The organism is Peribacillus sp. JNUCC 23 (genome assembly GCF_053653995.1).
The window spans coordinates 2,102,942-2,115,073 of sequence record NZ_CM132202.1 but is presented as its reverse complement, the minus strand read 5'-3'; the positions used below and the strand labels follow the sequence as shown (position 1 = coordinate 2,115,073).

At 34.9% G+C, this 12,132-nt stretch carries 11 protein-coding genes and 2 pseudogenes; 3 read left to right on the top strand and 10 right to left on the bottom strand.

Features of this window, described 5'->3' with window-relative positions:
- Positions 1-63: 63 nt before the first annotated feature.
- Complete coding sequence (locus tag JNUCC23_RS10125) at positions 64-375, bottom strand: ArsR/SmtB family transcription factor (protein ID WP_454215579.1); 312 nt, start codon at positions 373-375, stop codon at positions 64-66.
- A 570-nt stretch (positions 376-945) separates the two neighbouring features.
- Here JNUCC23_RS10125 and JNUCC23_RS10120 point away from each other — a divergent pair.
- Positions 946-1,041 (top strand): annotated as a pseudogene (locus JNUCC23_RS10120) (YjcZ family sporulation protein); the annotation flags it as partial.
- Positions 1,042-1,100: 59 nt separating this feature from the next.
- A pseudogene (locus JNUCC23_RS10115) lies at positions 1,101-1,208 on the top strand (IS1595 family transposase); the annotation flags it as partial.
- 28 nt (positions 1,209-1,236) lie between these two features.
- Here the strand turns inward: JNUCC23_RS10115 and JNUCC23_RS10110 are convergent.
- Positions 1,237-1,665 carry a hypothetical protein gene (locus tag JNUCC23_RS10110; RefSeq protein WP_454215577.1) on the bottom strand — a complete coding sequence of 143 codons (429 nt, stop codon included), beginning with the start codon at positions 1,663-1,665 and terminating at the stop codon, positions 1,237-1,239.
- 440 nt (positions 1,666-2,105) lie between these two features.
- Here JNUCC23_RS10110 and JNUCC23_RS10105 point away from each other — a divergent pair, with 440 nt between their 5' ends.
- Entirely contained in the window at positions 2,106-3,023 is a 918-nt protein-coding gene (locus JNUCC23_RS10105; protein ID WP_454215575.1) for an RCC1 domain-containing protein, read from the top strand.
- 769 nt (positions 3,024-3,792) lie between these two features.
- Here the strand turns inward: JNUCC23_RS10105 and JNUCC23_RS10100 are convergent.
- From JNUCC23_RS10100 to JNUCC23_RS10065, 8 genes are all read right to left on the bottom strand, one after another.
- Positions 3,793-4,155 carry a CDI toxin immunity protein gene (locus JNUCC23_RS10100; RefSeq protein WP_454215573.1) on the bottom strand — a complete coding sequence of 121 codons (363 nt, stop codon included), beginning with the start codon at positions 4,153-4,155 and terminating at the stop codon, positions 3,793-3,795.
- 373 nt (positions 4,156-4,528) lie between these two features.
- Positions 4,529-5,011 (bottom strand): hypothetical protein, encoded by a 483-nt coding sequence (locus tag JNUCC23_RS10095; RefSeq protein ID WP_454215571.1) that lies wholly within the window; start codon positions 5,009-5,011, stop codon positions 4,529-4,531.
- 264 nt (positions 5,012-5,275) lie between these two features.
- On the bottom strand, positions 5,276-5,773 hold the full coding sequence (locus JNUCC23_RS10090) for a hypothetical protein (protein WP_454215570.1): 498 nt from the start codon (positions 5,771-5,773) through the stop codon (positions 5,276-5,278).
- Between the two features lie 208 nt (positions 5,774-5,981).
- Positions 5,982-6,413: a GNAT family N-acetyltransferase gene (locus JNUCC23_RS10085; RefSeq protein WP_454215568.1), complete on the bottom strand. Its 432-nt coding sequence runs from the start codon at positions 6,411-6,413 to the stop codon at positions 5,982-5,984.
- Between the two features lie 406 nt (positions 6,414-6,819).
- Positions 6,820-7,680, bottom strand: a complete 861-nt coding sequence (locus tag JNUCC23_RS10080) for a DUF4240 domain-containing protein (protein ID WP_454215566.1) — start codon at positions 7,678-7,680, stop codon at positions 6,820-6,822.
- A gap of 236 nt (positions 7,681-7,916) precedes the next feature.
- Entirely contained in the window at positions 7,917-8,429 is a 513-nt protein-coding gene (locus JNUCC23_RS10075; RefSeq protein WP_454215564.1) for a hypothetical protein, read from the bottom strand.
- Between the two features lie 878 nt (positions 8,430-9,307).
- A complete protein-coding gene (locus tag JNUCC23_RS10070; protein ID WP_062180133.1) occupies positions 9,308-10,636 on the bottom strand; it encodes an MATE family efflux transporter in 1,329 nt (442 codons plus the stop codon).
- A 95-nt stretch (positions 10,637-10,731) separates the two neighbouring features.
- Positions 10,732-11,307: a TetR/AcrR family transcriptional regulator gene (locus JNUCC23_RS10065; protein WP_062183217.1), complete on the bottom strand. Its 576-nt coding sequence runs from the start codon at positions 11,305-11,307 to the stop codon at positions 10,732-10,734.
- Positions 11,308-12,132: the final 825 nt, after the last annotated feature.

Sequence of the window (12,132 nt, the reverse complement as noted above, 5' to 3'; positions counted from 1 at the left end):
ATGAATATTCGTATATCTATATAAATAGATTATATGTACAAAAAAAGAAGAACCTCCTTTTCTCTATAAGTTATTTTGCAAATACATCGTAAACTCGCGGATGGTTTCTTCATTTCTTCTGTAATAAGTCCACTGCCCAATACGTCTTGACTCTAACAATCCCGCATTCCTCATCGTATTTAGATAACTGGAAATCACTGATTGTGCTAACCCAGCTCTTTCTTGTATATCTCCTACACATATACTGTTAGTAAAATCCGTGTCGGTTGGAAGATGGTGCTGAACACCAAAATGTTGCTCCGGATTTTTCAACCACTCTAAAATCTGATTCCGTGTCTCATTCGACAAAGCTTTAAATATTAATATTTTATCCATACGCTTATTATATCCACTTTATTAGATATGTAAATTCATATGCTTCATGATATGAAAATTCGTGACAATTCAAACAAACTTTATTTCAAGAAGAGTTTACATAATCGCAATTTCAGGAAGTAACCGTACCAAAAACCCCTCGAGTACCAAGGGGGTTAATGTCTTTTATTTTTATTATTTATGCATGATTTTATATATCGTTGGTACATCAGCATTTTCGTCTTCTGAAGAAACCTCTCAACTTCATAAAAAATGCTAGTTTTAAACTAATAAAAAAGGACATTTCATCTAAGCCCTCTCCCTGGTATCGGCCCCACCTACGCCAGATACTATGACGGCCACACATGCCATCCAACCCATTATCATTATAATAGAAAACGCTTACATTTACTACTATTAATAGAACGCAAGTTTCGACATAAAAGTGAAAATCCTTATCAAAGTACTCTGTGGGTTTTTGATTCATACATATTTGTGTCACTTTATTAGTTTCAAACATACTATTAATTAGCCCACGCAAGTAGTTAGTTCCTCCTTTATAACAAAAGGAGATGTTTATGTGGTGTTGATGGCGGCTGCGGATTTGGTGGAGGATTTGCCTTATTAATCGTATTGTTCATCCTCTTAATCATTATTGGAGCCAGCTTCTGCGGTGGATTTTTTTGATAGTAAATAACAATAAGGACGGCCATTGATGGTCGTCTTTTTTTATTTAAACCTTTACGCTTGAACTCGGCAAGAACTTAGCGTTTGAAAATCGAGTCGAACAGATGCTTATTTCAGCTTGTCGAAAATCAGTCATTACAACTGTTGAAATGATTAGGAGAGCATAAAAAAGACCTCTAATCTGAGTTCATTTACTTACTTTAGGTCAGATAGATTTTCTCCTGTAATAATTTCAAATAGTATTGCTGACTTATTCTTATCTAATTGAGCATATTTACTTTCAGCATCGATTACAAGTTCTACTTTGTCTTTATTTGGACTTATCCAAAGTTCATACAACACTGCTTTCGCTTCAATATCTGGATTTTTATATTGAAAACCAAATCTGTAATCAGGAGGTCGTTCCATTTCCACTTTTGCATTTTCCCAATCAATATCATTTAATACTTCTTTCGCTTTTATAACTTGTTCACTATTAATAATTTCTTTGAAGTCCTCGTAATTATATTCATCACCAATAAGTTTTTGGACTTTGATACTCTGTTCTTCATTTTCTAATGTGTTCGAACAACCAACGATGAAAATTGAAATTATTCCAAAAAAGACAAATAAAATTTTTTTCAAGGTCTTTCCCCCTTTTTATTATAAGACGGATGGTGTTTGGAAAAGTTTCGAAATTATCCTATATATTTTAAAAAACAACAATCTTTGCAAAAAGAACCTTTCCCTTAAATAATCTTTGTCTAAGGGTATTTTTCGCACCATGTTATAGAAATTTTAACTCCATTTTGATCAATCTTTGTGTTGATAATATAAAAAAGGTCAACCGGAGTTTCCTATCTTTATAAAGAAGGGATTTCGGTTTTTCTTGTAGTTTAAGAACATGTTAAGTGATAATAAAGTTATTCCATTAAAGGGCCATTTTGTGGTGTATAGAGGATTCAGAGGCACATCTTGAATTTACAGTGATACCATTAAATTACATAAGGGGCGTTTGTATGGATAGTACAGTTCGTAAAATGCCGTTTTATAATAAAATAGGTCTTGTTTTTAGGAGGTAAAACATGGATTACATTTCACCGAAAGAGGCGACGTTAAAGGTGAAACGGTGGCCTAAAGATAGCATAGCGGCGGGTCGTCGTCATACAGTTGCTCTTAAATCTAACGGAACAGTGACGGCTGTGGGTGATAATAAATATGGTCAATGTGATGTAAGTGGCTGGCGCGATGTTGTGGCGGTTGCGGCGGGTAATGTTCATATGGCGACGAACACGGGTAATGCTCATACAATCGGTCTTAAATCTAACGGAACGGTTGCGGCTGTGGGTTGGAATAAGCATGACCAATGCAATGTAAACGACTGGCGCGATATTGTAGCGGTTGAGGCAGGTTGGCGTCGTACCATTGGTCTTAAATCGGATGGCACGGTAGTAGCTGTGGGCCGAAATAATGAAGGCCAATGCAATGTAAGCGGCTGGCGTGATATGGAGGCAGTTGCGGCGGGTGACTGGCATACCGTCGGTCTTCAATCGGATGGCACGGTGACGATTGTGGGTAATAATCGGTATGGTCAATGCAATGTAAGCGGCTGGAGCGACATAGTGGCGGTATCCGCGGGTTACCTTCATACGGTCGGGCTTAGATCTGACGGCACAGTGGCGGCTGTGGGTTTGAATAAGCATGACCAATGCGATGTAAGCGGATGGAATGGTATTGTGGCGATAGCGGCGGGTAGTAATCATACCATCGGGCTTAGATCTGACGGCACAGTGGCGGTTGTGGGTTTGAATAAGCATGGACAATGCAATGTAAGTGGGTGGCGCGATATTGTGGCGGTTGCGGCGGGTTGCGCTCATACCATCGGGCTTAGATCTGATGGCACGGTGGTTGCTGTGGGTGATAATGAATATGGCCAATGCGATGTAAGCCGCTGGCACGGCATCCAACTGCCCAGCATGATGAATTCCATGGACATATTTTAAAAACAGTATGAATGGATTAAAAAATTTAAATTTCTAGTTTGGATGAGCTGGTTTTAGTATTCCACCTTACTATTATTAGTCTTCCACAATCGGGAGCGATTGTGGAAGACTATATTTACAAATGATCAATCTTTTTTATAAAACCAGACTTAAATCTGCTGGCAAAGACTCCATTTTGAATAATCTTTTTTCAAAACGGTTTCTTTTTATTTATTGTAAAATAAGAGTTTACGAGGTATTTTTGATCAAACTTTATTTCAAACCAACACTACGAAGGCTATAAATCGCCTTTTAAGCGTTTTTAGTGGATGGTTCTGCATTATCTTTAGTTGAGTAAGGAGTTTTTTCGAATGTATGATTTTAGTTATTTTCGTACATTCAAAAGACCACCAATTTGGTGGTCACGTTGTTGAATTAAAGCACTCCGTTAGTTGAATAAGATAATCCCTATTTTTTCGAAAAAATCCTTCGAATAAAAGACCCTATTAAAGCATAGATCAAAGATATTACTATTGCTCTTACAATCCCATTAAAATCTAAATCAAAAGCCTTTTTCCGTACTATTCCTTGAAATGGTAAATTCGAAGGTTCAAATATTATACCAATCACTATTATCCCAATAAAAAGGATAAAAAAATCTATTACAAACTGCTTCATATAAATTCATCTCATTCATTTGGGATTAATAGAGGATCTATCCTCAAGTAACCTGCCCGTTACTTGAATAAGAAAATTTAATTCACTGGCAGTAAATGAACTTATTCGTTTATTATTCTTGCCACCCAGCAATTATCTCTTCACTCCATAGAACCTCTATTACATATTTTTCTCTTGGACAATAAATAAACTGTTCTTCATACGATATATTGTCGAAACTGATTATTATATTTTCTATTGTTGTAGAAATAACTGGGGTTTGGTTAGGGGATGACGATGTTTTTCTCATAAGATAAACAACACTATTTTCAAAACCACCTTGTTTGATGAAGGAAGATAGATGATGTGCTCCATCTATTTGAAATTTTATACTCATTTTCTCCCAATCAATTCGTGCAACACTTCCTGAAGAATCAAAAGGAAATTCTTCCACAAACCGATCTACTGTACCTTCGCTTTGCTCCACAGTTAACACATTAATACTTTCTTTCTCTAAAAGTTCATCACAAAATTCAGTAGCAAGTTCTTCATACTCCTGCTTGATGGCATTTTGTCTATTTAATTCGATAATATCTTGTAATCTTTTTTTCTTTCTTCTCTATTCATAGCAACCTCTTATAAACCTAGTATTTTAAATTAGCCTTTTGATTCAAACATCGCACTCCATTAGTGAAACAAGAACCAATACTTACTGTTTCTTCTCAATTGATTCTTGTCATCTTTCACAATAGTTATGATTATGGCTGCCTTACTTAATTTTAATTGCTAATTTCTATTTTATTAATTTCTTTCTACAGCTATCCTGTCCGTTAGTGGAAGATGAAAAAGCTGATTTGATGAAATCTACATTAAAGAAATTTTAATTTTGTTATTGCTTTAAGGACTTCATCCCTGTTTTTCGAAAGTTTCATCCATTTTGGTAGTCTACTTTTAGCACTTAAATAATATAAGCCAGAAGGTCTTACATGTTCTTTAATATAATTCTCTATATCGAAAAGATGTTCATAATTAAAGAACCAAAGTTTATGCCCACAACATTGAGTTTGAAGATACAAGGGCAAACCAAAGTACCAATCAACTCCCTGTTTCTCATTATATAATTCGTGGCTAAAAGCCCAGAGATTATCCCATCTTCTTTTGGGATGAATATCTTTGGTGTAGCCACATTTGACACATAACAACCGTTTCGATTCATGTCCCAAATATCTAGGTTCATCTTTACCTTTTGCGTTATTCGGAGTGAAAATTCTGGAACAACTGCTACACCTAGGACACTGAACAAGAAACAAGTCTGAATAGGCTAATAACATTCCACCTACACCATCAAGCATTAGAAACCACCACCTACAATCAGTAAACGTTATCTTTATTATAATTTATTTTTTATTATTAAAGTCGATTCTTATTCAACTAACCTGCCTCGTTAGCTTAATAAGCTAGATTAAAAAACTCCTCTTATTTTATTAAGAAGAGTTTACATAATCACCCTTATAGGTACTGAAAAAGGGCTCTTCCGGTCGAAGATCTTTTATGCTTGTTTAATTAAAGCGACCGATTGCTGGATAGTGGAAATGCGGTAGAGCTGCAAAAATGCCTTACTTCTGGCTTTTTTCTTTCTTTTCCCAAAGGTCCCAAAGAGTATACACAATAGCAACGAAAATCGAAAAGGTTACAAACATAAAATAAGTATTTATATTAAAATACTGGTTGTTCACCTGAAAACTCAATCCTGAAGTAATGCTTTGAATATATTCCGTATCTGCAACACCGTTTCTTTTTATTAGTGCATCTTTTATGACTTGGCGATATTCATTCAATTCATTTTTTTGATAAAAAAATGCAACTGTTAAGTGAACGAGAATGCCGAATATGCTGATGATAAAAACAGTGTTGCTAATCGAATGCACATGAAAAATTCGAACCCATAATAGTACCATCAATATGAGTAGTGGAATTAGAATCCAAGCTATCAACAAAGCTGGATTACCGTTTCCGGATGAAGCTCCTGGAATTGGAGTCATTTGGTTAACTAGTAGGAAGACTCCTAATGCTAAGATGCTAACAACGAATAGCGTAATCTTTGCAATTTTCACTGTACACATCCCCTCTTTTTTCCCTATAATCTTTTATGTTTCAATTATATAAATTGTAACCCTTGTTCTACTAAACTGCCATTTAGTTCAATAAGATCTCAAAGAATTGAATGAATACTCTATACAAAACTAGTTAACATAAAGTGAATTATCGGTAATGAAAAAAGGATCATCAGTCGAAGATCCTTTTAGCTGCTTATTTAACTAATTAAAAATTCTTTAGCTCTTTTTTTAAATAGTAATGCTTATAGTCTCTGCCTACATTATCTATACTTCCGAACACTTTATAACCGTTCTTTTCATAAAAACCTAATGCTTGGAAACTCAAAGTATCCACCTTGATAAAATCGCATTGTTTTTCTAAAGCTATGTTCTCTATTTCTAATAATAATTTAGTTCCATACCCTATTTTTCTTATATCCTCATCTAACAATAAACTGTGTATCTCTAACCAATTCCAACATATTGCACCAAGTATTCCACCTCGGACAATACCGTTTTCATCTTTAACAAATAAACTAATTTCTTCGTATCTACCTCCTAAATCTTCTGGAAAATGCTTTAGATTAAACTTATAAAGTTCATCGTCAATATATTGTTTGTCTTTTGTATTTAATTCTTTAGTAATATGTAAACTCATTATTTATTTCTCCTCTTGTATTGTTTTTTTATTGATTCTGGAATTATGTAGAAAATACCTTTTTAAATTTCATTATTTTCACTAATCTTCCACTTTCAATAAGATCTCAAAAGCATCAAATGAATACGTTATACAAATCTAGTTAACATAAAACCAACTCTCAGAAGTTCCGAAACATAAAACCCCTTGGCGCTCAAGGGGTTCCGAATGGTCCATTTTTATCGTTTATACATGATTTTATACATGGTTGATGAATCAACACTTTCGGCTTCTAAAGAAGCCTGGTAGCTGCATAAAAAAGGGGTGTTTTATGCAAATTCTTCTTTCACTAAAGCTACCCGTTTGTTTAAGTGCTATTATTCATAAACTCTCTCTAGAGATAGTTAATCTATATGATTTTATCCTATTATAGCCATCCTTCTTCGTTTGAAAAAGTTTCATAATCCACAGATGATATAAATTCCGTGTCTTCGCCTGTTTTTCTTTCATATGCTGTACTTGCAAGTTCTAATAAAGGTTCAAACTCTTTATTTTTTGGCATATTCTTAGGTTTCTTAACTACCTCATTATAAAATTCTTTTCCTTTAGCAACTACGTAACAACGGGCATATAAAAAGTAGTCCGGAGAAAAGTATGTTTCATCATTTTGGTAAGCATTATCTCCAATTTGCTCTGCATGTAACTTTGTATCCAGTTTATATAATCTTTGAGATAGAGCTTCCTCAAATGCTTTAATATCCTCTTCACTATAAGAGGCTAATCTTTCAATGGCTGCTTCTATTCCATTTTCTTCATCATCCAAATCAATTAGTTTAATGATATTCCAAAACTTTGTGGCATGTAAGCTTTTAATTATTGCAGGCTGTGGGTTTTCATCACTTACACCATAAACAAGTTTGTCATAGAGTTCCGGGTCATTTTTTTCCAACCATGCATAGTACGCTGGATTACTAAATCCTAACCAACTAGGGGAATACGAGTTTCGACGATTGATTTGCTTTATTTCCCATTCTTTTAAAGGGACATTCATTAACTTTTGAAAACCTTTAGGTGACACTATACCATCAACCCAAGTAACATATATATCATTTTCCCTGCAAATTTTATACAACAATGGGTCATCTATATCAGGGGGTGTTTCAGCAATATAAGCTGCTGGATATATAAGTGTCATATTTTCAGAGTGATCGACGCTAATTACTCGAACAGCTGTAAACCAGTTATTAGGTGCTTTGCAAAGCAAAATATCTCCTGCATCTACTAACATTATTTCACTCCTTAACTACTTCATTAGATTCAATATTTTATATTAACTAAATATCATTTCTTATTCGACTAACCTGCTTCTTTAGTTGAAGAAGGGGTCTTTTTGAATGTATGATTTTGCATATTTTCGTATATTCAAAAGACCACTAAATTGGTGGTCTTGTTGTTGAATTAAAGCACCATTAACTTAATTAGACTACCTTAACTATTTGCCTCGTTACTTGAATACATTCTCATTTAATATTCCATCGAGTCGGCAATCTTTACAACATCTTCGATCGTGTATTTCTTCTCGAGTTTTGGAGATTTAATAAGCATAATTGAATAATAAAGTCCGTCTTTTTTCCAACGAATTTCTTTCAGATTCTCGTCATCACCTTCTATAAGAGCCTTTATGTCGTTCTTTAATTTTACTGTCTTGAATTGTTTATCATCAGAAGAAAAGGTTGCATTTTTATAGTGATAAGTAGTTATATGAAGATTTACACTTTCGCCGCCATACATAAATTCAGTATCGAAAATATCTCCTTTGGGGTCTCCTGGAGGGTTCGCAGTGAAACGTAAAACCACATTTTCAACAGCAAAAGGTAATTCCGTCGGTGCTGCTAACTCTTCTTGAATTTTACCAGGTAATTTCTCAGCCACTTCTTTTACCGTTTTGGGATATTCTTCTTTTAATTTTTCAACTGTACCATTTGAATTACACCCAGTTAGCAAAAGAAGGAAAATAATTGCAAAGACTTTTTTCATTTATTGGACACCTCTCCGTTTTTCTATATAATTCCACTTTATCATTTCCTTGTTCAACAATCCTGCCTTTAGTTGAAGAAGGTTTTTTTCTGAATATATGATTTTATATATTTTCGCACATTCATTTCGTTGATATAACTGGTCCCTCTTGATAAACTATCCATATCATACGTTGAATGTACGATATCGGAGGATAATTATGAAAGAAAAGAACGTGCAGCCGTTACGAACGTCCAAAGAAATCGAGGTTATGAAATGGACGCTACGGTGATATGGTTCCGAACAGGACTATTTTTTATTTGTCTTTGGGATCAATACCGGACTTAGGGTCAGTAATATTGTACCGTTGACTGTTGGCGATGTCCGAGAGAAAACGCATGTGGCGATTCTAGAGAAAAAAACGAAGCGATTTATGTTGCCAGTGAAGCTAGGGGAAGAAATCGAGAATTATACGGCTCATATATGCGATGGAGAGTACCTGTTTCTAAACCGGAAGGGCAATTTTTTTCCCCATTCTCCCACACAAGCCTACAGAGCGCTTGTGAAGGCCAGCGAAGTGCTAGAGATGACATCGGCATAGCATTCGGATATGCGTATTATCGGAGAACGAAAGACCTGGCATTCCTGCAAATTAGCTTTAACCATTCCGCTCCGTCGATCACTAAACGATATATCGGGATTACGCAAGACGAAATCGACGAAACACTAAAGGATTCCTCTTTATAAGGGGTAACGTCAGGAACATGCGTAAGTTTCTCAACATAAAAGTCTAGACTTATCTCTTCATTCCATAGATAAGTCTTTTTTTACTAAAGCACCCTTTCGAGCATTAACAATTGATGATAGTTATTACAGGAACGCTGCACCAAATCCATATCTTAGAGATACCATTTTCTATGATAATAATAAATTGTCAGAAGTACGATGAATTCGGATGTTGGGATTGCGAGCCAGACGCCTGTTAATCCAAATAGTCGAGGCATGATCATAAGCAAGATGAGCAAAACGATAATTTCACGTGCTGCAGTAATCCATGTTGCCATTCGGATGTGTCCAATAGATTGATAATATGTCATCATGACAAAATTTGTTCCCATAAAGAGATATGCGATGAAGAATAGTTTAATGCCCGATACAGCCAGTGTCACCACTTCTTCAGAGAAATCACCGAACAAACTGACAATCTGTGTTGCTGCAAATTGACCGATTAACACAAATAAGATACCAGCTACCAAAGCTGTCCCGATCGCAAGCCTTATTGTTTGTTTCATCTTCTTTTCATCTTTGGCTCCACTATAATAACTAATCAGTGGTTGGATGGCGGATCCCATTCCTAAAAATAATAGTAACATTACACTATGAACATAATTCAAAATGGTAAATGCTGATACACCGACAGTTCCGACGAGATTTTTAAACGCGAGGTTATGCGAAATCGTAAAAACTGAAATCCCGACTTCTGCAAGAAAACTTGGGAAACCAATGACTAATATAAGCAGAGCAAGCTTCTTATCAAATTTGAAACGCACGAAACGTAAGTTGCTTTTTTTTCTGAAAAAATGCGTACAAAGTATGATAAGTCCACTAAATGCCCCTAAGACTGTTGCAGCAGCTGCACCTTCCACGCCAAAATCAAGCACGAATAAAAACACATAGTTCAAAATGATATTGACAACTGACGTGGTAATAAGCGCAATCATTGCTACATTTGGACCGCCATCATTTCTCACTAAAATACTAAAAGCATTTTCTACAGTGAAGACAAACCCAAACAATAACATGACGTTCAGATAATCCGATGTATATTCAAACGTATCAACATTCGCGCCAAGTAAATACGCGAGTTCTGTTCTAAATACAAAGGCAGTAAGCCCGATGATCATCGTCAAGATAAATATAGAACTTATGGCATGTGAAAAAATGATACGTGCTTGATCTGGTCGTTTTGCGCCCATCATAGCGGAATAACGAGTTGCCGCACCGATACCAACCCACAATGACATGGCGACAAAAATGGTATAGACTGGTCCAGCAATACCCACACCTGCCAGAGCGACTGGACCTAGCTTGTTGCCGACCATAATTCCGTCAATAACGATATTGACAGCCATCAGCAACATTCCGACGATTGAGGGGATTAAATACCTTAGGAAAGATTTCCCTACTGATTCTGTATCTAAACGGTTTATTATTTGTTCTTTTTCCATCGCTATTTCAAATCCTTGTCTATTAATTGGTTAAAAAAACCCTAAAAAATATTTTTGTTTTTATAGTTTTCTTAGAGAGAAAAGAAACTGGCATATTATGTGCCAGTATATTCATCATTTTTTTCAGTCAGAATTCCACTCAATAATACATCCACAATGGTTTCAAATGATTCTGTTACTGAGATACTATGCCCTAAAAAGAATTGTCTATCAAGCGTTATATTCGAAGCCCCAATAATTAGTTTCATCAATAAGTCGATGTTCATGTCCTTAATGATCCCCGATTGGATTCCTTCTTCAAGAAGTGCTTTAAGATCATTCCACTGATTCAATTCGCGATTTACGCGTTCCCATTGTTCAGGGTAGAACCGTTTCAATTGCTCCAAAATACGCAAATCGTAAAACTCATTGTATTTAGGTAAGACAACAATAGTTTTTTTTATTTTTTCCGCGAGTGTGAATTCAGGATTGTCGATAATTAGGCGAGTCTGTTCGTCAAACTCACTAAGCGTCAAATCGATAATGGAATCAAGAATATCTACCTTTGATGAAAAAATTTCATATAACGTACGCTTACTTATCCCAAGTCTTTTCGCCAGATCATCCATTCTGAACTTAATGCCATTATTTCTAGTTTCTTCAATGAATGCTTGTATGATTCGTGTCTTCAACTTATACTCCCCCTTAAGAAAAGAAAACTTCAAATACTTTTTTAGTTTTTCTAGTTTGATGATACTACAGTTGTTGGAGTTATGCCAACTCACATTATCAACAGTCGATAAACAAGTAAGGATAAATAAAGAGGAAATAATTTTATGAGCGAAAATATTCAAAAGAAATAAGCCTAGATTATTCACCAACATATAAAAAATACCATGGAAGGGTTGATCTATCAGTTTTTTCGTGGGATTTTCTTTTTCACTCAAAAGATGAAAAAAGAATCTATTTCTACTAAGGTTATTGCGACTAAACAAATACCAAAAGAAAGGATTCTTATGATGAATCCCTTGTTCTTCGGCATCTTCTTTTTCCGCCAACTCGTGTAACTCTACGATTGAAAGTTTGCTAAAAGCCTTTTCAAAATCTAATAAAAGATATAAACCGACTACGCAAATCAATCATACAAAAATAAAGATAAGATTACGGATTTTTATAAAAACTCTCCTTTTTTTCTCTTACTAATCATTCCTTTATTGTAAATAAACTTCAAATTTTTTCAAACAATACCAGATATCAGAATAAACTTAAACTATCCCTATTAGAGAATTTATATGTATGATTTTAGTCTTAAGTCCATTCACATAGTTAACCTTATCTAACGACAATGAAAAAAGAAGCTTCAATTGAAAGATCCTCAGATTGACTACCCTGATCGACTTTTTAATCACATATTATTAATTTCAATATTTTCTTCTATCATCATCGGCTAATAAAAAGTCCTTTTACTATCTGTATTTTTATGAAAATCTTCGAAACTTTTATAAAGCATTGTTTTT